We start from the raw sequence: 23,709 nt of genomic DNA, 5'->3' as shown, positions 1-23,709 counted from the left end.
TCCGCAGTTCGTGCCGTGTTCCGAGCATGGCTCGCTGCCCGCGCCGAAGGCAGGGGCCAACCGGTCCCCAGTTCCGTTTCTCGCCGTCGGCCGGAAGACATCTGCTTTCCAATACGGCAAGAAATTTCCGTCTCGGCGCGTCCGGGCGTACGAGAGCCCCGCCGGAACGGATCCGACGGGGCTTTCCTCAGCGCAAGTGCGCAGGTGAACACCGCCCCGCCGGGTCGGCGACCGCGCGCTGACGGTCGCAGTGGGTCGCACGGGGAGGGCTTGCCCAGCGGGTCCACGCCGGAGTCCGGGCGCGTGATGACCGACCCTCCCGCCTGTCCGCCACGGGATACGGAGCCGTGCGCGGGTCAGTCCCGGCGGGCCACCAGGCGGTAGGCGTTGGACACGCCGAGCCGGTGCGCGAGCGGGCGGACCGCGAACCGGTCCAGCAGCGTGGCCAGGACCAGGGCAGGGATCCCCGCGACCAGCAGGGCCGTACGCCCGGCCCGCCGCAGCGCGCCCGGCGGCCTCGGCAGCCAGGGCGCGTCCTCGCGCGGAGCGGCGTGGTCCAGCGCCAGCCAGACGGCGGCGAGCAGGTCCACCGGATCGTGCGCCTCGGCATGCTGCTCCGCCACCACCGTGAACCCCAGCTCCGCCAGTCGGTGGCGCAGATTGGCGACCGGCACGAAGTGCAGGTGCTGCGGCTGGAGCCAGGGCAGCCACCAGCGGCCCAACAGCCGGGCGTAGCGGCTCTCGGGGTCCGGGACCTCGATGAGCAGATGGCCACCGGGCCGCACCGCCTGCCACGCGGCCCTCAGTTCACGGTCGGGGTCGGTGCTGTGCTCCAGGTAGTGGAACATGCTCACCACGTCGTAGCGCGCGGCGAGTTCCGGTGCCAGGTCGGGGAAGGCGCCGCGGTAGCCGTGCTCCACCCGGCCCTCGCGGGCGGCGAGTTCGACGCCGTCCGTGAAGTCGAGACCGTCGAACGCCGTGCCGGGCAGCACCTCGCGGGCGGTCGCGCAGAAGTGGCCGTGCCCGGTGCCGACATCGAGCCAGGTCTTCGGGACGGAGTCGTACGGCAACATCGACTCGGCGCGGTGGCGGTACATCCCGGCGCGGCCGCCGAAGGTGTCGCCGAGTCTCTTCTCGCCGAGCCCGTCGTAGAAGTCGCGGTAGTAGAACTCCAGCCCGGCCTCGCTCAGCCGGGGGTTCTGGAAGACGTGCCCGCAGGCGTCGCACCGGTCGAGGACGAACCGGCCCGGCTTGTGCTGGAGAAGGTCGGTGGTGCGCAGACGGGTGGTCAGCCGACCGGAGCCGCACCAGGGGCAGGCGGTGCGCGGCGGCTCGAAGAAGCGGCCCGTGCCCTCGGCCAGATCGGCCAGGTAGCCGGGGCGCAGCCCCGCCACCCGCTCGGCACGGCCGGGCTCCCTGACCGGTTCCCTGACGTCCTGCCTGTCCGGCCGCTCGGCGTCCTGTCCGGTCGGTTCGACGGCGTCCCGTCCGGGCGGCTGCTCGGCGGCTTGTCCGGTCGGTCGATCCGTCTGCTCACTCATCGGTACTCCCAGGCGAGTTGTTCGAGGCTGTCAGCCGCCGCCGTCGCACCGCCGGCGGCACGGAACGCCGTACGGATCCGCTCGGCGGCCGCGCGGTGCCCGGGTTCGTGCAGTACGGCGTCGAGCGCGGCGCCCAGCTTGGCGGCGGTCACCCGGCCGAACCTGACCCGGACGCCCGCCCCCGCGTCCACCACCTGCCCGGCCACCACCGGCTGGTCGTCGCGGATGGGCGCCACCACGAGCGGAACCCCGTGCCACAGCGCCTCGCACACGGTGTTGTGACCGGCATGGCAGACCACGGCGTCGACCCTTTCGAGGAGGGCGAGTTGGGGTATGGCGGGCAGGACCAGCAGGTCCTTGTCGTGGCCGGGCGAGGGCTGAGCGCCGTACGGAGCCCCGGTGTCGTACGGAGCACCGCTGCCGTCCGGGGACGGGATGCCGTCCCGTGACGAGGCGGCGTCCGCGCCCAGCGTGTTCCCCGGGTCGACGACAACCCCCTGCACCCGGTCGGCCCGTGCGCGCAGCGCCTCTCGGCAGACGGCGAGGAAGCGCCCGCCGGCGTCCGCGTTCGCGGTACCGAGGGTCACCAGCACCGTGGCCCGGCCGGGGTCGAGCCAGTCCCAGGGGAAGCCGGCCGCAGGCGGTCTGGCCGTGATCGAGGGGCCGACCCAGCGGATCGGGCCGCCCCGCGCGGCGGCCGGCGGACCGGCCAGCTCCACCGTGCTGAACGCCAGCACCAGATGCGGCGAGAACCGCGGATCGGTGTCGCCCGCCGGATCCCCGACGGACCCTCGCAGGCCCGCCAGGCGCTCCGCCAGCCACTCCGTGACCCTCGGCAGCCCGGCCAGCGGGTCGGCGAACTCGGCCGAGGTGGTCGCCGAGGTGGCCCACGGAAGCCCCGCCCGCTCGGCGACCAGTCCACCCGAGAACGCCTGCTGGTCGGCGACGACCACGTCCGGACGGAACGTCTCGACCGCAGCCCGCACCCCCGGCGCCATGGCCTCGGCCAACGGCAGCAGATACCACTCCCACAGGAACTTCAGCGCCTCCGGCCCCCGCAGGTCGGGAGGCCGCCGCGCCTCGCCCACCCCCGGTACCGGCCCGGCACACGGGAACACCGGGGCCCGGTCACCCGCGAGGCGGCCCACGAGACCGGGGTCGGCGCAGGCCCACGCCACCCGGTGCCCGCGCGCGAGCAGCAGGTCGGCGACCCCGACGGCCGGGTTGATGTGCCCGACCAACGGCGGCACCACGAACAGGAATCCGCTCACCGGGCCTCGGCCCCCACGGTCCGGGCCGCCGAAGTCCCCTGCATCAGAGCCAGGATGTGACCGCCCACGATCCCGGCCGCCTCCACCAGAACCGAGTGTTCGTGCCCCGGGATCACCACCGTCCGGCAGTCCGGCAGCAACGACCCCAACCAGGGCGCGAGTTCGGCGAGGTCGGAGTCACCCCCGTACACGCCGAGCACGGGACGGCGCATCGCGGCGATCTGAGTGTCCGTCAGGACGCCGCTGGCCGGGATGTCCTGTCCGAGGGTGGTGTCCCGGGCGAGCCGGGCCGCGCCCCGGGCCAGCCGGGCCGTGTTGTGGCCACGGTTCGCCGTGATCCACGCGAGGGCTTCGGGCTCGTTGTGCGCCAGTTGGGTCACCACCCGGTCGAGGATGCCGCCGAGCTTCGCCGCCCAGGCGGCGGTGGCCGGTTCGGACTCGATCAGGGACACGCTGGCCACACGCTCCGGGTGGCGGGCCGCGAAGCCGAAGGCGATCGTCCCGCCGTAGGAGTTGCCGACCAGGTGCACCGGCCCGGTCACCGCCAGCCGGTCAAGGAGCGCCCGGAGGTCGTCGATGTTGTGGTCCAGGGTGTAGCCGTCGGGCGGGCGTTCGCTGCGGCCGTGGCCCCGCAGGTCGTACATGACGACGTCGAGGCCGGCCGCCGCGAAGGCGGGCGCCACGGTGAAGTAGTAGCTGGCCAGGCTGTCGGTGAGCAGACCGTGGACCAGTACCGCGGTCGCGGTGGCCGCCCGGCCGTCCCGGGGGCCGATCCGCTGTACGTGCAACCGGAGTCCACCGGTGTCGACCATCGCCATGCGTCAGCTCGCCTCCGCCGCCTTCAGGCTGGTCACGACGTAGGAGACGAGCTGCCCCACGGTGAGCCCGATGATCTCGTCGAACTCCATCCCGGCCAGGAACTCGGCGAAGTTGACCCGCCCGCCGTACCGCTCCTCCAGCAGCCCCGACAGCGTCACCAGGTCGATGCTCTCCAGCTCCAGATCGCGGTTGAACGTGGTCGCCATGCCGATCTCGACGTCGTCGAGGCCGTACTCGTCCTCCAGGAGCCGGGCGAGCAGTCCGGCGATGTCGGCGAGGACCAGGTCCGCGTCGGCAGGGCGGGGGGTGGCGTCCGCGGGGTGGGGGGTGGCTTTCATGGGGCGTACTCCTCCTCGTGGGGGTGTCCCGTCGGTCCGATCGGTCCTGTGGTCCAGGCCACGACATAGGCCCGTTCGGTCAGTCCGGGCGGGTTCGCGGCGGGCGCGCACCGCACCGCGTAGGCGCGTTCCAGACGCCCCGAGACGATCAGCTCGTCCCCGGCCGGTGCCGCCTCCAGCACGGCGAAGTCGCGCGGCCGGCCGCCGAAGCCGGTGCCCTCCGCCTTGGCGACCGCCTCCTTGGCGGCCCAGAACCGGGTGAACCACAGTGCCTCGGTACCGGCACCGGTACCGCCACCGGTGGCGCACAGCGTGCGCAGCAGCCGCAGTTCGTCCGCGCCGAGCGCCGTCGCCATCGCCTGCGGGTCGCGGGCCGTGACCTCCTCGATGTCGATGCCAGGACCGGGAGCGGGCGTGTGCGGCCGTACGATCGCCACGCCCGCCTCGGCGCGGTGGGCGAGGGAGACGTCCAGCGGGGGCAGTTCCCGGCCGTGCACCCCGGTGACGTACGGGCGGCCCATGCTGTCGTTGCGCACCCGCAGCTCCGCGGGAAACACCGGGCCCTCGCCGTGGTCCCACAGCCATTGCCGTACGGCGTCCTTGACCGCGATCCGGCCGAGCAGCCACTGCCGCCGGCCGCGCGGCGCGTGCCCGGCGTACTCCGAACGCTCCTGTCCACCCAGCGAGTTGCGCATGATCAGGTCGCGCGACGCCAGATCCGGCCACCGTTCGTGCACCAGTGACCAACCGCCCGGACGGGCCTCGGACAGGGTGTTGCGCTCGGGGAAGCGCTCCACCGGCCGGGTGTGCGGATCGTTGTCGAACCGGCGGTCCTGCCAGCCGCGCAACTCGGCCCACACCGCGCCCGCCACCGAGAGCTGTACGTCGGCCTCCAGCACGGTGTCGGTGAGCGAGGTGATCCGCACCAGACACGCCACCTTCGTCCCCGGGGCGGGGTGCGGGCCGTGGAAGCGCATCTCCCGCATCCCGACCGGGAACACGACCGTCCGCTCGGAGCGGGTCGCCATGATCCAGTAGCCGAGGATCTGGCCGACGTTGTCCAGCAGGGCGCCGGGCGCAGCCGGGGTGGTGATGATCCCGCGGATGTGCCGCTCGCCGAGCGCGGTGAGTTCGGTGACCCCCTGGAACGCCGGGCCGTGGAACATCCAGCGCTCGCCGTACAGTTGCGCCGCGGTGTGCAGGGGCGCGCGTTCGCTCGCGGGGTCGGTCCGCCAACGGGCGGGCGGCGGGGCCGGGTAGCCGGTGGCGAGTTCGACGGTGGCGCGGGCCCGGGGACCGAAGGACACGGCCAGGCGGTCCGGTGCCACGGGCTCCGCCGCGACCTGTACGTCGACGGCGGGGGTGGCCGTCAGCCACTCCTCGAACCGGGCGCCGTGCACGACGACCGGCACCTTGCCCGGCGCCGCCCGCCGGGCCGCGTCCATCAGGTGGTGCACGATCGTGGTCGCCGGGACGACCGGCCAGCGGTCGGCCACGTCCGGCCAGCCGGCCCGCTGGGGGAAGAAGCAGTGGTCGAGCAGGTACGGCATGGTCTCCGGAGAGACGCGGACGACGGAGGTTCGTACGCGGGTGCCCGTCGCCGCGTCGCCGACCACCGTTCGCGTGCCGGCGAAGGGTCTGGAAGCCGGCACGGGGACGGAGGCGGGCACGGGGGCGGGGACAGAGACGGGCGCGGGGACGGGAACAGAGGCGCGGTCGGGGGGAGGGGGCGTGGCGGCCGGCCGGCGGGCGGGCCGCGCGGTGATGAGCGCTGCCGCCGTGTCCGCGGTGTCCCGCAGCAGGGCGTCCAGTTCGGCGGCGCCGGGGAACCGGTCGGTGAGCCCGCGCAGCGCACCCGGCGCGTCCCGGGCGGGGGCGCCCGGCGCGGGGACGGCCGCTCCCAACTCGGCGCGCAGCGCCGCCAGTTCCGGGCCGTCGAGCGAGATCAGCGCGCCGTCCAGGTCGAGCCGCACGGGGGGTCGTGCCGACAGCGCGCCGCCGTCGGCGGATTCGGATTCGGATCCTGAAGTGGTGTCCGTACGGGGCCCGGTGGGCAGGGCGGGGGCGACGGCCGCCCCCGCCGTCCACAGCGCGGTCGCCACCCGGCGCAACTGGGCGAGGCCGGTGCGGCGGGGGGAGCCGGCGGCCACGGTCAGATGGTCGCGGTCGCCGAGGGTGTCGCCCACGAGCGACCCGAGCTGCCCGGGGCCCACCTGGACGAAGGCCCGGTGCCCCGCCGCGTACAGGGCCTCGGTCAACTGCCGGAAGCGCACGGGTTCCAGCAGGTGCCGGACGAACAGATCACGTACCTCCGCCTCTCGTTCGGGGAACGGCGCTGCGGTCGTCCCCGACCACACAGGGACGGTCGCCGGATGCAGCCGGAACCGCCGCGCCGCCTGTCTGATCGGCCCGAGGTAGGGCGCCAGCATCGGCGTGTGGAAGCCGGACCGGAACGGCAGCACCTGGCCGAGCACCCCGCGGGCCCGGAACGACCGGACGAACTCCTCGACCGCGCCGTCCGGCCCGCACACCATCGACTGGCCCGGCGCGTTGTCGTGGGAGAGTACGAGGCCGGCGCCCGTGAACTCCTGTTCCAGGGCGGCCAGTACACGCTCCGCGGGCGCGCCGACGGCACCGAACGCGAGACCCGGCACCGTCACCGTGTCCGGATCGAAGCCCGCCATGAAGGCGTCGACCTCGTCCCCGGAGTACAGCCCGGCCACCGTCATCGCGGTCCACTCGCCGACGCTGTGCCCGGCGACCGCGTCCGGCACGACACCCAGGCGACGCAGCGCCGCGTCGAGCAGGCGTCCGACGGCCACCACGCCGAGGCCGTGCCGGCCGATGTCGCCGACGGGGTCGCCCTCGGGCGCCGCCCGGGGCAGTCCGAAGTGCGCGGCCACGTCGTCGACGCGCGCGGAGAACTCGCTCTCCAGACCGGGGAAGACGAAGGCGAGCTTGCCGTGCCCGGGACCGAGCAGGGGGCCGGGCCGGAACCAGACGTCGCCCCGGCCGTGCCAGGCGCGGCCCCGGCCGACCGCCCGGCGGGCCAGGGCCAGCCGTTTCGCGGTCGGGTCGACGATGCCGAGCCGGGCCCGGCCCGCGGCCGGATGGGGAAGCGCGGGGTCGAGTCCGGCGGCGCGTACCGCGGCGTCGTCGGTGTCCAGCAGCGCGGCGAGCGCTTCCGGACCGTCCGCGGCGAGCAGCAGGACCCGCTCGGCCTCGGCGACCCGCGCGGCAGGGCGCCCGGTTGCCGGGGCGGGCGCCGTCGAGACGGGTGCCGGTGCCTCCTCCAGCACCACGTGCGCGTTGATCCCGCCGAAACCGAAGGCGTTCACGGCGGCCCGGCGCACCGGGTGACCGGGCGAGATCTCCCAGGGAACGGCCTTCTCCAGCGTACGGAAGCGGGTCGCGGCCAGCGCCGGATGCGGGTCGTCGCAGTGCAGGGTCGGCAGCAGCGTCGCGTGGTGCACCGCGAGGGCGGCCTTGACCAGTCCGGCCACCCCGGCGGCGGGCATGGTGTGCCCGATCATCGACTTCACCGAGCCGATCACCGCGCGCTCTCCGCCGGACCCTTCGGCCGGGCCGAACACCGCCCCGAGCGTGGCCAGTTCGGCCGCGTCGCCGGCCGGGGTCGCGGTGCCGTGTGCCTCCAGAAGGCCGACCGAGCCGGGCGCGGCCGGGTCGAGTCCGGCGGCGAGCCATGCCTGCCGCACGGCACTCGCCTGACCGCCGGGATCGGGGCTGACCAGGCCGGCGGCCCGGCCGTCGCTCGCCACCCCGGTGCCCCGGATCACGGCGTAGATCCGGTCGCCGTCGCGCACGGCGTCGGCCAGCCGCTTCAGTACGACGACCCCGGTGCCCTCGCCGACGAGGAGGCCGTCGGCGTCCCGGTGGAAGGGGCGGATGCGCTCGCTGGGGGAGAGGGCGCGCAGTTGGGAGAAGACGCTCCACAGGGTGATGTCGTGGCAGTGGTGGACGCCTCCGGCGAGCATCAGGTCACAGCGCTCCGAGGAGAGTTCGCCCACCGCCTGGTCGACCGCGACCAGTGACGAGGCGCAGGCGGCGTCCACGGTGTAGGCGGGGCCGCGCAGGTCGAGCCGGTTGGCCACCCGGGAGGCGGCCAGGTTGGGCACCAGGCCGATCGCCGACTCGGGGCTGTCGGGGCCGAGCCGGTCGGTGAACGCCGTTCGCACACGCTGTAGTTGACCGTCCGTCAACTCCGGTAACAGCTCGCCCAGGGTGCGCACCAGTTGCCCGGCCGTGCGCACCCGCTGGTCGAGCCGGACCAGGCCCGGGGTGAGGTAGCCGCCCCGGCCGAGAACGACACCCACGCGCCGCCGGTCGGGAAGCCGGTCCGGACCGCCCGCGTCCGCGAGGGCCGCGGCGGCCACGTGCAGCGCGATGAGCTGGTCGGGCTCGGTGCCGGACACCGAGTTCGGCATGATCCCGAACCGGGTCACCTCCACCTCGGCCAGTGCGTCCACGAACCCGCCCCTGCGGCAGTACACCTGGTCGGCGACGGCCGGTCCGGACGCGGTGCCGGGGCGGTAGTACCCGGCGTCCCAACGCCCCCGCGGCACCTCTCCGATCGCGTCCACGCCGTCCCGCAGGTTCTGCCAGTACGCCTCCAGATCCCGGGCCCCAGGCATCAGCACCGCCATGCCGACGATGGCGACCGGAACCTGCCGCCGCGTCACCTGCTCTCCTGCCGCACCCGCCGTCCGATCCCGCTCCTGGCCCGTCCCGGAGACCTTCGCCCGGTGCGTCACCGGAACCGCCGCGGGATCCGACCCCGGACCCGCCGCGGGATCCGACCCCGGACCCGCCGCGGGATCCGTCACCGAACCCCTCACCAGCCCGAGGCGGTGTAGACGACGGCGGTGGTCGACGGGTCGCCCCAGGCGAGTTCGCGCAGCAGGGCCGCGGTGCCTTCCTCGGGGTCGATCAGGCCGATGCCCCGGCGGCCGTAGGCGCGGGCCAGCTCCGGTCCGACCATGCCGCCGTGCCGGGCGGCGGGCGCCCAGGGCCCCCAGTGCACGGTCAGTGCCCGGTGCCCGGTGCGGGCGGCCCAGGCCGAGCCGAGGGTCTGGAGCGCGTCGTTGGCCGCCGCGTAGTCCGCCTGGCCCCGGTTGCCGAGGACGCCGGAGATGCTGCCGAACAGCACACTGAACGCCGGTCCTTCGGGCAGTTCCTCCAGCGCGGTGAGCAGGGCGTCGGCGCCGGTCGCCTTCGTGCCGTAGACCCGCTGGAAGGACTCGGGGGTCTTCTCGGCGATGATCCGGTCCTCGATCACCCCGGCCGCGTAGACGACACCGTCGAGGCGACCGTGCTCGGCGTGGATGTCCTTCACCGCCTGGAGCACCGCCTCCGGCTCCCGGAAGTCGACGCAGCGGTAGCGGACTTCGCTTCCGAGCGCCCTGAGCTCCGCCAGCGTGGTGGTGATCTCCCGCTGGGCGAGGAGGAGTTCGGCTGCCTGGTTGATCGCCGCCGGTCTCGTCCCGCCGCGGGCGGCGAGCGCCGCGCGCAGTTCGGCCGGGGTACGGGCGGCGGCCGTGTCCGGGTCCTCCGGGCCGTCCGGCGCGGGGGTCCTGCCGAGCAGTTCGAGCCGGCACCGGCCGGCGGCGGCGAGGGCCGCGGCGCACTGCGCGGTGATGCCGCGTGCCCCGCCGGCCAGCAGGACCACCGCGTCCCGGTCCAGGCCGAGCGCGGCGGCTTCGGCGGCACCGGCACCGGCCGGGCCCGCGCCGGTGCCGCCGAGGATCCCCAGCGGTGACGCGACGAGCTCCAGGCCGAACCGGCCCTCCGGCCGGCGCAGGACGACCGGGGCGAGGTCGGGCGCGCACAGCTCGTCGACCAGCGCGTCCGCGAGCAGCAGCGCGTCCGCGACGGTCAGCGTGTCCGTGACGGCCGACGTGGTCACCACCTCCACCGTCCGCGCGACCGTCGACGGGTACTCGCGCGCCACGGTGCGGAAGAAGCCGCGCAGCCCCGCGGCCGCCGTGTCCGGCGTGTCCCCGCCCACGGCCCGCAGGGCCAGCAGCCGGTGCGGTTCCAGGGCGAGGGCGGCCTTCAGGACGGGGAACGCGTCCGGAAGCACCGGCGCGCCACCCGTGACGAGGTACACGACCCCGTCCACCTGGCCGTCTTCCGGGGTGAGCAGATGCTCCCGGTCGCGTACGACCGCCTCGGCGCCGTACGAGGCGAGCCGGGCGCCGATCTCGGGGGCGTCGCCGAGGACGGCCCACCGCGTCCCGGACAGGACGGCCGCCGGATCCGCGGCGCCACCCTGCTGCCCGAGGGGCGCCGACCGCAGCAGGAACCGCTTGGGCGCCTCGCCGCTCACCCTCGCGGCGTCCACCGCACCGCCGTCCACCGCTTGGCCGTTCACCGCTTCGCTGTTCGCCGCGCGCACGGTCTCGACCGTCCCGGACGCCTCCGATGCCTCGAACACCTCGAACGCCGCAGCCGACTCGGTCGCCGCGGAGGCCTCGGCCGTCTCGGCCGCCGGGATCGTCCCGGCGTCCTCGGCGGGAAGCGTGGTCGGCTCGGCGGGGCCGGAGAGCCGCGCGGTCAGCCAGTCGGTCACCGCGGCGGCCGTCCGCGCCTTCGCGAGATCCTCCAACTCGGCGTCGTCGAGACCGGTGAGGTCGGCGCCGTCCCCGGCGCCGAGGCGCCGGGCCAGTTCGCCGGCTATCTCGGCCCGCTTGATGGAGTCGATGCTGAGGTCGGCCTCCAGGTCGAGATCGGGCTCGATCATGTCGAGGGGATAGCCGGTCCGCTCGCTGATGATCTCCAGGACCACCCGCTGGACGTCGACGTCCTGAACCGGTGCCGACCCGGTGGCGGGTGCCTGGTCGACCGACGACACCGTGGCCGGTAGTGGTGGTGACATCGGCGGCTCCGCCTGGGGCGCGGCGGCCGTCGTGTCCCGCGGTGCGGGCGGGGCGACGGGCGAGGGTGGCGCGGCCGTCCGTTCCCCGGCCACCGCTCCGAGGTAGGTCATCAGCACGTCACGCTGGGCGGCGACCATCTCGCGGCTGGTGCGCAGGAATTCGGTGATCACCGCGTCCTGGGCGTCCTGGCGGTCCTGGTCGTGCGTGGCGTTGCTGCCGTGCATGCCGTTGCGGCCGTCCCGGTCGGACGGGACCGCGTGCGGGGGGTTCGTCGGCACAGTCGTCTCCACGACTCGTCGGGCCGGTGCGAGCGCACCGGGAAGGAGGTCTCCGGCGGCGGTGCGTACCAACTGTCCGTCGACCGTCCAACCGGGCCGCTTCGGCACCGGCGTGCGCACCGCGTCGACGGCGTCGCGGCCGCGTAGCAGCCAGCCGGTGCGCACCGGCAGCCCGGCGACGGCCAGTCGGGCCAGCGCGTCCAGCCAGCCGCGCAGACCGCTGTCCGGGCGCGGCTCACAGGCGACCGTCCGGTGCGGCCTGTCACCGAGGATCTGTCCGACCAGCCCGGTCAGCACGGATCCGGGCCCGGCCTCGACGAAGATCCGCGCGCCCGCCTCGTACATGGCCTCGATCTGCTCGACGAACCCGACCGGGGCGCCGATCTGCGCGGCGAGTCCGGCCCGTACCGCGTCCGGGTCGGCGGCGTACGGCGTCGCGGTGCGGTTGGCCCACACCGGGAACTCCGGCGCGCGCACCGGACGGGCCGCGAGCGCCTCGGCGAACCGGGCGCCCGCACCGGCGACCAGAGGGCTGTGGAAGGCGCAGGCCACGGGGATGCGCCGGGCCTCGTACCCGGCCTCGCGCAGCAGACGCACGGCGTCCGTGACGTCGTCGGACGGGCCGGATATCACCGTCTGACGGGGCGCGTTGCGGTTGGCGACGACCACGGCGGCCGGGGCCTCCACAACCCGAAGGGCCCCGGCGACCTCCGCGGCGCCGGCCGTGACCGCGGCCATGGTCCCCGGGTCCGCTCCGCGGTCCGCCCCGGCGGACGCGAGGATGGCCGCCGCCCGTTCGGAGCTGAGCGCGAGCAGCGTCTCGGGGCTCAGGGCGCCCGCCGCGCTCAGGGCGACCAGTTCGCCGTAACTGTGCCCGGCGGCCATGTCGGGCCGCACCCCGGCCGTGGTGAGCAGGGCGTGGGCGGCGAGTCCGGCGATGCCGAGCGCGGGCTGCGCGGCCCGGGTGTCGGTGAGTGCCGCCCGCTGCCGGTCGCGTGCACTGTCATCGAAGGCGGCGGGCGGGTACAGCAGGCCGGCGTGGTCGGCACCGAGTTCGAGGTAGTGGCGCAGCTCGGGGAAGGCGACGAACAGGTCGGCGAGCATTCCGGGGCGCTGGCTGCCCTGACCGGGAAAGAGGAAGGCGACCTTGCCCTCGGCCGGGCCCTGGGCGAGATGGACGCCGTGCGCGGGATCGTGCTCCCCGGCCAGCGCCCGCCGTAACCGCCCGGCCAGCTCGACCACGTCCGCGGCCACGACCGCCACCCGCGCCGGATCCGGACAGACATCGGCCCGCCGGGCCGCGCTCAGGGCCAGGTCGCGCAGCCGCCACGGCCGACCGTCGGCCTCGGCGGCCGCGAGCAGTTCCTCGACGGCCCGGTGTGCCGCCGCCGTGTCCCGGCCCCGGAACACGAACAGTTCGGCGGGCCATTCGTCCAGCGCCTGCGCCGGTGCCGCACCGTCCGCGTACGCGCCGAGCACCACATGGAAGTTGGTGCCGCCGAAGCCGAACGCACTGACACCGGCGAGCCGTTGCGGCGCCGGAGCCGCCCAGGGCCGGGCCCGGGTGTGGAAGACGAACGGGCTGCTCTCCTCGTCCCAGGCGGCGTTGGGGTGCTCCAGATGCAAGGTAGGAGGCCGGACGCCGGTGTACAGCGCCAAGGTCGCCTTGATCAATCCGGCCAGCCCGGCGGCGCACTTGGTGTGCCCGATCTGCGACTTGACCGAACCGAGGACACAACTCCCCGGTTTGGCCCCGGCTTTGCCGAAAACCTCACCCAGGACCGTCAGTTCGGTCCGGTCACCGACCACGGTCCCGGTGCCGTGCGCCTCGACGAGACCGATGTCCGCCGGTGAGACACCCGCGTTGCGGTAGGCCCGCTCCAGCGCCGAGCGCTGTCCCTCGGGCCGGGGTGCGGTCAGACCCAGTGAGCGGCCGTCGCTGGAACTGCCGAGGCCCTTGATCACACCGTAGATCCGGTCACCGTCCCGCTCGGCGTCCGCGAGCCGCTTCAGGACGACGCAGGCGACGCCCTCGCCGAGCGCGATGCCGTCCGCCGAGCCGTCGAAGGAGCGGGAGCGCCCGGTGGGGGAGAGGGCGTGCACCGAGGAGAACAGGACGTAGTCGTTGATGCCGTTGTGCAGGTCGGCGCCGCCGCACAGCACCACATCGCTGGTGCCGCCGACGAGTTCCTTGCACGCGACGTCCACCGCGGCCAACGAGGAGGCGCAGGCGGCGTCGACGGTGAAGTTGGCGCCGCCGAGGTCCAGCCGGTTGGCGATCCGGCCGGAGATCACATTGGCGAGCATGCCGGGGAAGGAGTCCTCGGTCAGCCGGGGCAACTGGCCGTCGAGGCCCTCGGGGACGCGCCCGTGGTACGACGGGAGCACGGCGCGCAGCGTGGCCGCGTTGGACAGGTCGCTGCCCGCCTCCGCGCCGAACACCACCGAGGTACGGGAACGGTCGAACTCCCTTCCCCCGTCGCCGTATCCGGCGTCCTCCAGGGCGCGCCGGGCGGCCTCCAGGGACAGCAGCTGGACCGGCTCGATGCTGCCGAGCGACGTCGGCGGGATGCCGTAGCGCAGCGGGTCGAAGGGGATACGGGGCAGAAAGCCGCCCCACTTGGAGGGGACGGAACCGCCGGAGGGGGCGGCCCCGTCGTCGCCCTGCCCGTAGTGCACGGCCGGGTCCCAGCGCTCGGGCGGGACCTCACCGACCGCGTCCCGTGCCCCGACGACGTTCGCCCAGAAGGTGGGGAGGTCGGGCGCCTGGGGGAACATACAGGCCATCCCGACGACCGCGATGTCCAACGGAGGGGGCACCACCGGCTCCCGGGTCGCGGACCCGCCCGGCCGCTCGCCCAGCCGGTCGCGCAGATCCGCCGCTCGCCGCGTGAGGAAGTCGGCGCCCCCGGAGGTCACCGACTCGTGCAGCGCCGCGACAGTGGTGGTGGCCGAGCGCAGCACGGCCACCTCCCCGGCCATGAACATGCCGTCGGTGAGCTGGCGCGCCTCGCCGACCGGCCTGAGCGCCCCGCCGCCGTCCCGTTCCGTGCCCTTGCTCGCGAGGCGCAGCCGCCCGATGTTGAGCTGCTCCAGTTCCTCCCAGATCCGCCGGTCGGCCACGCCCGCGGACCGCAGTCGGACTTCGTGCTCGCGGTACCCCTCGGTGAACGAGTTCGGCACGCAGCGGGTGGCGTGGCCGGGGGCGGTTTCCAGGAGCGTGGTCCGCTCGGCGGCCCGCACCTGGCGCTGGAAGAGCGGCTGGATCGCGCCGTGCGCGACCGCCTCCTCGGTGAACAGGTACGCGGTGCCCATGAGGACTCCGACGGCGGCCCCGCGCGAGGTCAGCGGGGCCGCGAGCGCGGCGACCATCGCCGCTGAGCGCTCGTCGTGGACACCGCCCGCGAAGAACACCTCCAGCGCCTCCGCCGTGTTCCCGCCGTACCCGTCGCCCGCATCCTCGCTGCCGCCCTTGCCGTTCCTGCCACGCTTGTCGGCCGCGTCGTCCAGGAAGTCCTCCAGGACCGCGAGTTGCGCCTCCCAGAGCGGGAAACTGCCGCGCGGACCGACGTGCCCGCCGCACTCGGAACCCTCGAACACGAACCGGCGGGCCCCGGCTTCCAGGAACTGCCGCAGCAGCCCCGGCGAGGGCACGTGCAGGAAGGTGCGGATCCCGTCCCGCTCCAGCGCCTGCGCCTGGGAAGGCCGCCCGCCCGCGATGACGGCGTGCGTCGGCCGCAGCTCCCGTACCGCCTCCAACTGGGCGGCACGCACCTCCTCCGGCGCGAAGCCGAGCACGCCGACGCCCCAGGGCCGCCCGGCCACGGCGGCCCGGGTCTCGGTCAGCATCGCCCGGGTGCGCGCGCCGTCCGCCAGCGCCAGCGCGAGAAACGGCAGCGCGCCGTCCTCGGCGACCGCGGCCGCGAACTCGGCGCGGTCGCTGACCCGGGTCATCGGTCCCTGCGCGACGGGCAGCCGGGTGCCGAGCGCCCGGCTCATCGGGGAGCCCGTGCCCAGTGCCCCGGCGGCCGTGTCGTCGCCTACGACGTCGCGCACCGCGTCCGTCAGAGCGCGTATCGTCCCCCGCACATCCCCCCAGCGCCGTGCGAACCGGGCGGCGAGGAAGCCGTCCTGACCCACCGTCAGTAACTGGGTGAGCGGATCCTGTGCGCCCAGTGCCGCCGCCACCGTCTCCGGGTCGGTCCCGGCGATGCGCGGTGCGTCCGGGCCCCGCCGGAGCAGCACCCGGTGACCCGCCAGCACCGTCGTCTCCGAACCGTCCAGGGGCCGCAGTTGCGCCGCGGCCGCCTCCGGCAGGGAGGACTCGGCCAGCAGCGCGAGCTGGCTGTCAAGGACCACCCCGGCCGCCCCGCCGGCCATCGCCGCGGCCGCCGTCCGGGGACCGATTCCGCCACAGGCCCAGACCGGGAGCGGCATGTCGGACGCGGCGAGCAGCCGCTGGAGCAGGACGAAGGTGCTCAACTCCCCGACCCGGCCGCCGCATTCGCTGCCGCGGGCGATCAACCCGTACGCCCCGGCGAGCACCGCGGCCCGCGCTTCGTCGAGGTTTGTGACCTCGACCAGCACACGGTGGTCGGCGGTCAGGTCGCCGGCCTGCCAGGGTGCGTCGACCGCGAGGACCACCGTGTCCGGCCGACCGGTTTCGCGGGTCCCCGGCGCGAGGTCGGCGGGGTCCAGCCGGCAGCGGGCGCCGATCCGCACTCCGAACGGGCCCGGTGCCAGGCGGTGCAGGCGTTCCAGCGCGTCACGGGATCTTCGGTCCCCGTCGCCCAGGTCGAGGACGCCGAGCCCGCCGGCCCGGCACACCGCCGCGGCGAGCCGGGCGTCGGGTTCGCCGAACGGGGTGATGCCGATGATCATGTTCTCGGAACGCACAGCAGACGTCATGATTCTCCGAATCAAGCTGAGACTGCATGGTGGGGGATGCGGTACGACAACGATGGCGGCGCGTCGGATTCCAGCGGGACCTGCGGAAACCCGGGAACATCGATTTATTGAGCCTGCTCGAAACGCGTTGAAAGGTAGCCCTGTTGTTACTGGCTGGTCAATGTTGAACCAGTGGGACGGTGTGCGGGCGCATCGATTCGGTCAACCGTGGACGCCGGACGAGGTACCGGGGTGCGGATCAATTCCTTGATGGTGGGGTCTCGTTCACTCACCTCACACATCATCGAAACGCCAATAGGTGAATGAGGAACTTTCTCTGTGCGGCATGTCCGAATCGAGGCGCACTTTCCCTTCGGGCGGCGGACACAGGAAAATTCCATGTGTCGATCTTGAAGTGACCGGGAAGGGCGCGTGCAGGTTTCCGCGGGCCTCGCCGCTCACACGCTGTGCCGCCCGCCTGATCGACTCCGGGGAACATCCCGAGCGGGTGGCCTACTGCACGATGGCGTCCGTCGGGTACCGGGCAGGGGGCGAAAGGCTGTCGAACCGTGGCATGGCGACCGGCCGTGACGCCGACCTGAGTCAGTCGACTGCCGCCGACCGCCGACCGCCGACCGCCGACCGCCGACCGCCGACCGTCCGGAGACGGGCCCGAACGCGGCTGCCGACCGACTCGTGCTCGCGAACAGCCCGTTTTTGCCGGATTCAGGTCAACTCAGGTGCCCGGCTGGGTGATTCCTTTGCCTTTCGGGTGGAGATCCTTTGCATGTCGTCTCGATCCCAGGCCCTAGCGTGAGGGTTCCACGGGGGGTTGGATCTACGCTGCTCTCCTTTGACGTACCCCCAATTGGCCCTACTGCGGGACGAGTTGGGTGTCCATGGTTCCGGGAGGGGAACGCACACCATGGTGCGAAGAACGGGGTTTCGTCGTACGACACTGGCTGCGGTCGGCGCTCTGATCGCGGGGTTACTCCCCACGGGCATGGCCGCGGCCGCCACCACCACGCAGCACCAGGTGCCGGCTCCCGCCGTGTCCCACGACAAGCGGATCCCTTTCACCCGTAAGAAGCCCAAGCAGGTCCACCTGCACAAGGCCTTCAAGCACTTCGACCCCACGGCGCACGCCACGCTGCCCGCACCGGGCAGCGCGGTGGTCACCCTGCCCGTCGCGGCCGCCGCCACGCGGCTGAACGCCGAGACCGCCCAGTTACGGGCCGGGAAGACGCCCGTCCTGCTGGGTGCCGGCGCGGGCGTGCGGTCGCGGGCGACAGCCGTCACCGGATCACAGCGCGTGCGGGTGACCGTGCTGGAGCAGAAGTCCGCACGCGCCGCCGGTGTCCACGGCCTGCTCTTCACCCTGCGCCGCACCGGCCCCGGCAGTGGGAAGGTCTCGCTTCGGGTGGACGACTCCTCGTTCCGGTACGCCTTCGGCGGTGACTTCGCCACGCGCCTGCACCTGGTCCAACTGCCCGCCTGCGCCCTGACCACGCCGAAGCTGGCCAAGTGCCAGACCCGGACCGCGGTGCGGAGCACACCGGGAACGCCGCTGTCCGCGCAGGTCTCCGTGCCCGCGGCAGCGCCCGCCGGTCCCGGAGCCGGCCCTGCCGCCCGCTCGGCCACGGCATCGTCCGGCGCCGTGGTGGTCATGGCGGCGACCTCCGGCACGTCGGGCTCCTCCGGCGACTACTCGGCGACCAGTCTGTCGCCGGGCGGTTCCTGGTCGACCTCGGGGAACACGGGTGCGTTCACCTACAGCTACCCCATCTCGGTGCCCCCGGCGATCGGCGGCGCGGCACCGAACGTCGGTCTTTCCTACGACTCCGCCACCCAGGACGCGCGCACCGAGGGCACCAACAACCAGTCCTCCTGGCTGGGAGACGGCTGGAGCTCCACCGAGAACTACATCGAGCGGACCTACAAGTCCTGCAAGGACGACTCCTCCTCCGGAGCCCCGGACAACGACGGCGATTCCTGCTGGGCGGGGCAGATCCTCACCCTCTCGCTCAACGGCAAGTCAACGGACATCGTCTACGACGACGCCACCAAGACCTTCCACCCCGCCGGCGACGATTCCACCACCAAGATCGAGGACCTGACCGGAGCCACGAACGGCACCGACAACAAGGAGTACTTCAAGGTCACCGAGGCCGGGGTCCAGTACTTCTTCGGCCTGAACCGGCTGCCGGGCTGGTCCAGCGGCAAGGACGAGACCAAGTCGGCGTGGACCCAGCCCGTCTACCACGCGCACAGCGGGGTGTCGGCGTGTCCGGACAGCACGACCTTCGCCGACACGGCCTGCACGCTGGGCTACCGGTTCAACCTGGACTACGTGGCGGACTCACACGGCAACGCCACCGCCTGGTACTACAGCCCGGAGACCGGCTACTACGGCGCGGACACGAAGGACACCGCCGTCGCCTACACGCGCGGCGGCACCCTGTCCCGGATCGACTACGGCATGACGTCCTCGACGGTCTACTCGGGTACCGCCCCGGAGCAGGTCCTCTTCGACACCGCAGAGCGCTGCATCGCGGGCACCCCGTCCGGCAACACCTGCGCGGACAGCCAGTTCACCGATGCGAACGCCGCCTACTGGCCGGACGTGCCGATCGACCTGAACTGCACCTCGGGCTCGTCGAGCTGCACCGATCACGGTCCGAGCTTCTGGTCACGCAAGCGCCTGACCGCCATCACCACGCAGATCCAGACCGGCGGGACCACCAAGCAGGTCGACAAATACACCTTCACGCAGTCCTTCCCCGACGGCGGCGACCACGCCCCCACCCTGTGGCTGGACTCGGTCCAGCACACGGGCCTGGACACCCTGGGCGGCGCGTCGGGCAGCACCTCGACGCCGGCGGTGAGTTTCGACCCGCCGCTGCAACTGCCCAACCGGGTCGGCACGATCCCGCAGATGCCGCTCATGTATCACGACCGGATCCAGACGGTCACCAGCGAGACCGGCGCCCAGACCACGGTCACCTACGACCGGCCGAACTGCTCCAGCGCCCCGGCGAGCGACCCGAACGACCCCACCGACGCGGCTGCCCGCACCTTCGCCTCCACCAACACCCTGTCCTGTTTCCCCGTGTACTGGACCCCCGACGGGCAGCCGGCCCCGTGGTTGGACTGGTTCTACAAGTACAAGGTCACCTCGATCGTCACCGATGACCCGCACAACTCCTACCAGGACGGCACCCAGCCCAGGCTGGAGACCGACTACGCCTACAAGGGCAATCCCGGCTGGCACTACGACGACAACGAGGTCGTCAAGGCCAAGAACCGCACCTGGGGCCAGTTCCGCGGCTACCCGGAGGTGGACGTCACCACCGGTGACCCGAACGTCTTCCACTACACCGACGGGGCAAAGGTCTACGACCAGAAGACCCTGAGCAAGACGTACTACTTCCTGGGCATGAACGGCGACACGCTGCCCGGCGGCAAGACCCGCTCGGTGCCGGCGCTCACCAGCCAGGACGGCGCGACCTCGGTCGCGGACGACGACGCGCTGGGCGGCCAGGCATTCGAGACCGACACCTACTCCGCCTCCGGCGGCAGTCCGGTCAAGGCCGTCGTCAACGTGCCCACGATCATCGGACCCACCGCCGGCCGCAGCCGCAGCGGTCTGCCGGACCTGACGGCCCTGATGGTCCGCCCCGCCAAGACACTGACCCGCCAGGCGGTGTCGTACGGCTGGCGCAGGACCGAGACCGACACCTTCTACAACCGGACGCTGGGCAAGTCGACCACCGGCATGCCGGTGCAGGTCGACGACCGCGGCGAGCCCACCGACAGCGCCAACGTCTCCAAGTGCACCTACACCCGGTACCTCACCGGCAGCCCGAGCACCCTGGTGCTGCCCGCCGAGGTCATCTCCACGTCCCAGGACTGCTCCAGCGCAGGCGCCACCCCGAGCGGCACCCTGCTCTCCGACGTCCGTACTTCCTACGACCACAACGCCTTCGCCTACGACGGCGACGGCCAGCAGAATCCGGCACTCCCCGCGATCGGCGACGCCACGCTGGACCAGCAGGCGTCCGCCGCCGGCGGCGCCACCGCCACCACGTTCGTGGACCAGGCCGCCACCACCTACGACTCCTACGGCCGCACCATCAAGGCCACCCGTACTCCCCACTCGGTCTCCCCCGACGGCAAGAGCCTTGCCCAGACCGTCTACGCCTCCAACACCCCCACCACCGGCGCGCTCCCCACGAGCAGCACGACCATCACCCAGGTCACGCCCGGCACGGACTGCTCGACGGTGACCGTGTCGTCCAAGGACTGCCGGCTCACCGGCAGCACCCTGGACCCGGCTCGGGGCCTGCCCACATCCAAGACGGACGCGGCCGGCCTGCTCACCTCGCTCACCTATGACGCGCTCGGCCGCGTCACCGGTGTATGGCTGCCCAATGAGAGCAAGGCCAACAGCGCACCGGCGAACACGACCTACACCTACGCCCTGTCCCAGTCGGCCCCCTCGGTCGTCTCCACCAACGCGTTGCTGGACAGCGGTGGTTACGGGACCAGCACAACGCTGTACGACGCGATGCTGCGCCCGCTGCAGGTACAGGCGACCGCGGAGAACTCCACCATCACGGTCTCCGACACCGAATCCGACTCGCACGGCTGGACGGTCGCAGCCAACAACGCCTACAACGTGGCCGGCAGCCCCGGCAGCAGCCTGATATCGGTCTCCCAGGTCTCCATCCCCGACACCACGGTCACGGACTACGACGGACAGGGCCGGGCCGACCTGGTCACCGAGGAACACGACGGGGTCAGGACCTGGTCGACGACCACCGCCTACACCGGGGACAGGACCACCGTCCTGCCGCCCAAGGGCGGGGTCGCCACCACCACGGTCGTCGACGCGCGCGGTCAGACCACCGAGCTCGACCAGTACACCGCCGCGCCCACACTGAGCGGGTCCGCCGCGGCAGGCTTCACCGCCACCGGCGGCAGCGCCTCACCCACCACCTACGGTTACAACGGCGCCGGACAGCAGACCCGCGTCACCGGTCCCGACAAGGTTGTGTGGACCTTCGGCTACGACCTGCTGGGCCACAAGAAGTCGCAGACCGACCCGGACGCGGGCGGCAGCAGCTACGGCTACGACGACGCGGGCAACCTCGTGTCCACCACGGACGCCAAGCAGATCGAGCTCGACTACACCTACGACCTGGTGGGCCGCAAGCTCACGGCCACCGACAGGTCCAAGTCGGAGTTCGAGTTCGCCTCCTGGGCCTACGACACTCTTCGGATCGGCCTGCCGACCTCGTCGACCCGCTACGTCCAGGGCACGACCGACGGGTACACGGTGGCCACCACCGGCTACACCGCCCTCGGCAAACCGACCGGCACCAAGATCACGCTGCCGGCGTCCGAGGCCCCGCTGCCGTCGACATACACCACGACCTACACGTACACCACCAACGACCAGCTGCTGAAGACCCAGGCCGACCCGCGCACCCAGGGCCTGAACAGCGAGACCATCACCTACGGCCGGAACGCACTGGGCAAGCCGACGACCACCGCCAGCAGCATCGGCACGTACGTCGGCGCGACCGTGTACACCAACTACGGTGAGCTCTCCCGGGTCACGTTCGGCCCGTCGACGAACCCCGCCTGGGCGACCTACAGCTACGACGACCAGACCCGACGACCGACCGACCGTGTCGTGGAGCGGACCCAGGCCCCCGGTCCGACGGTGGACGACACGAAGTACACCTACGACGCCGTCGGCAACCCCACCTCCACCACCGACCAGCAGTCGGAGACCGGCAACACCGTCACCGACCAGCAGTGCTACTCGTACGACACGCTCGACCGGCTGACCGACGCCTGGACCGCCAAGGACAACTGCGCGGCCAGCCCGCCGACGAGCAGCACCCTGTCGACCACGGCCGGCTCGTACTGGCAGTCCTTCAGCTACGACGCGGTCGGCGACCGCAAGCAGAGTGTCGACCACGCCATCGGCGGATCGGGCACCACCAGTACCACGACCTACGCCGACGGCTGCACCACCGGCTGCAACAGCACCGGCGCCCAGCCGCACACGCTCACCGCCACCACGGGAGGCACCGACCCGACCAGGTTCGGCTACGACGAGATCGGCAACCTCCACACCCGCACCCCCACCAGCGGCCCTGGCCAGACGTTGACCTGGGACGACGAGAACCACCTCGCCCAGGTGGACACGGGAGGCGCAAGCCCCACCACCACCAAGTACCTCTACGACGCCGACGGAAGCCAGTTGATCCGCCGCGATCCCGGCCGGACCACCCTGTTCGCCGGCGACACCGAGATCACCGTCAACACCGGCGTCACCCCCAACGTGCTGCTCGGCGCCGTCCGCACCTACAGCCACGGCGGCTCGGGTGCCCCCGCGGCAGTCCGCTCCAGTCTCGCGGGCGGGGGCACGAAGTATCTCTTCAGCGACCCGCACGGCACCGCTTCCCTGGCGATGGACACCACCACCCAGCAGGTGGCCCGTCAGCAGTACACCCCCTACGGCCAGACACGCTCCAGCACCAACACCACCACCTGGCCCGACCCCACCCACACCTACCTGGGAATGCCCCAGGACACCTCCACCGGCTACACCGACATCGGTGCCCGCAAGTACGACCCGACGCTCGGCAGTTTCATCAGTGTCGACCCCGTCTTCGAAGCCGCCAGCCCCCAGGAACTCGGCGGATACACCTACGCCGCCGACAACCCCGTCACCGGCAGCGACCCCACCGGCCTCGAATCCTGCTATCCGTCCAGCTACTGCTCCGGCAGCAACGGCACGTACGGCGACTACCACTCGGAGAACGACCCGGAATCCAGCAGTTACAAGGGCTCCAGCCATTATTGCGACACGCACTGGTGCAACCCTGATGTCAACAACGAGCATTACTGCGACGGATGCCAAGGAACCGGTCCCGACTCTGTTCCGGTCCCGCCTCTGAAAACCGTCCAGATGTTCCAGCAGGAATACCCGAGCGTGGCGCAGATGGCGAACCAGGGGAACTACAACTCCCTGTACACCTATGCGGTCAATGTCGAGCTCTACTTCCGCGCCAGGTGCGGTCAGGACATGACCCAGGGCGGATGCCTGGAACTCTCGCACTTCTACCACACCTGGGCGGATGTCAATGACATCCCCGACAACCCCTGCGCGGCGGGCTCGCTCTGCGACATGCTGCCGTTGCTCCTGCTCGGGGCCGGCGCCGCGGAGGAGGAGGCGGCTCCGGCGAGGGCCGCGCCGGAGCCGGGGCTGCTGTCGGGGAACGGCGGACTGGGCATGCTGGTCAACTCGACCAAGAAATTCGATGCGAGTGCACAATTACTGGCACAGAAACTCGGCGGTCGGGCCCAGGCCGAGTTCCTGAACTTCGGGGATTACGAATTCGATGCGGTCAGTGACGAGTATGTTGCATCCGCTAAACCGGCGAATTTCAAGCTCGGTAGCGCTTTCCGGGACCAGGCGAAACGAATGTACGAAGTGGCTGCGACCTCGGGTAGAACGCCGTACTTCCAGTTCGACAACGAGCCCTCCAGGGATGTTCTGAATGCGATCAGACGGTACGATTCGAGATATGGAGTGCAGGCGGTCCTCGACATCGGTCCGCTGGGCGATCAGTGAGCCGGGGGTTCGTGTGCGTAAGGTCAGG

The 23,709-nt window shown here is 72.5% G+C and carries 7 protein-coding genes; 1 reads left to right on the top strand and 6 read right to left on the bottom strand.

What is annotated here, in order from left to right; genetic code table 11:
- Positions 1–356 precede the first annotated feature (356 nt).
- The 6 genes from ACIQRL_RS31085 to ACIQRL_RS31060 form a co-directional block, all read right to left on the bottom strand.
- Positions 357–1,394 (bottom strand): class I SAM-dependent methyltransferase, encoded by a 1,038-nt coding sequence (locus ACIQRL_RS31085; RefSeq protein WP_401337804.1) that lies wholly within the window; start codon positions 1,392–1,394, stop codon positions 357–359.
- Between the two features lie 143 nt (positions 1,395–1,537).
- Complete coding sequence (locus ACIQRL_RS31080) at positions 1,538–2,812, bottom strand: glycosyltransferase (protein WP_401337742.1); 1,275 nt, start codon at positions 2,810–2,812, stop codon at positions 1,538–1,540.
- Positions 2,809–3,630: an alpha/beta fold hydrolase gene (locus ACIQRL_RS31075; RefSeq protein WP_401337740.1), complete on the bottom strand. Its 822-nt coding sequence runs from the start codon at positions 3,628–3,630 to the stop codon at positions 2,809–2,811. The genes ACIQRL_RS31080 and ACIQRL_RS31075 overlap by 4 nt, the downstream gene beginning before the upstream one ends.
- Before the next feature lie 3 nt (positions 3,631–3,633).
- Positions 3,634–3,969 (bottom strand): acyl carrier protein, encoded by a 336-nt coding sequence (locus ACIQRL_RS31070; protein ID WP_401337738.1) that lies wholly within the window; start codon positions 3,967–3,969, stop codon positions 3,634–3,636.
- Complete coding sequence (locus ACIQRL_RS31065; RefSeq protein ID WP_401337736.1) at positions 3,966–8,669, bottom strand: beta-ketoacyl synthase N-terminal-like domain-containing protein; 4,704 nt, start codon at positions 8,667–8,669, stop codon at positions 3,966–3,968. Before ACIQRL_RS31065 ends, ACIQRL_RS31070 begins: the two co-directional genes overlap by 4 nt.
- A 152-nt stretch (positions 8,670–8,821) precedes the next feature.
- Positions 8,822–16,051, bottom strand: coding sequence for an SDR family NAD(P)-dependent oxidoreductase (locus ACIQRL_RS31060; protein WP_401337734.1), 7,230 nt, complete (start codon positions 16,049–16,051; stop codon positions 8,822–8,824).
- A gap of 904 nt (positions 16,052–16,955) precedes the next feature.
- Here ACIQRL_RS31060 and ACIQRL_RS31055 point away from each other — a divergent pair.
- Positions 16,956–23,681, top strand: coding sequence for an RHS repeat-associated core domain-containing protein (locus ACIQRL_RS31055; RefSeq protein ID WP_401337733.1), 6,726 nt, complete (start codon positions 16,956–16,958; stop codon positions 23,679–23,681).
- Positions 23,682–23,709: the final 28 nt, after the last annotated feature.

It is taken from the genome of Streptomyces sp. NPDC091209 (assembly GCF_044757755.1).
Classification (GTDB): Bacteria; Actinomycetota; Actinomycetes; order Streptomycetales; family Streptomycetaceae; genus Streptomyces.
The sequence above is the reverse complement of the archived record's forward strand: the minus strand, read 5'-3'. Positions and strand labels throughout refer to the sequence as shown.

Excerpts from the sequence above, each read along its gene's own strand:
- ACIQRL_RS31075 (WP_401337740.1), bottom strand. The coding sequence starts at position 3,630 with ATGGCGATGGTCGACACCGGTGGACTCCGGTTGCACGTACAGCGGATC.
- ACIQRL_RS31070 (WP_401337738.1), bottom strand. The coding sequence starts at position 3,969 with ATGAAAGCCACCCCCCACCCCGCGGACGCCACCCCCCGCCCTGCCGAC.
- ACIQRL_RS31060 (WP_401337734.1), bottom strand. The coding sequence starts at position 16,051 with ATGACGTCTGCTGTGCGTTCCGAGAACATGATCATCGGCATCACCCCG.
- ACIQRL_RS31055 (WP_401337733.1), top strand. The coding sequence starts at position 16,956 with ATGGTGCGAAGAACGGGGTTTCGTCGTACGACACTGGCTGCGGTCGGC.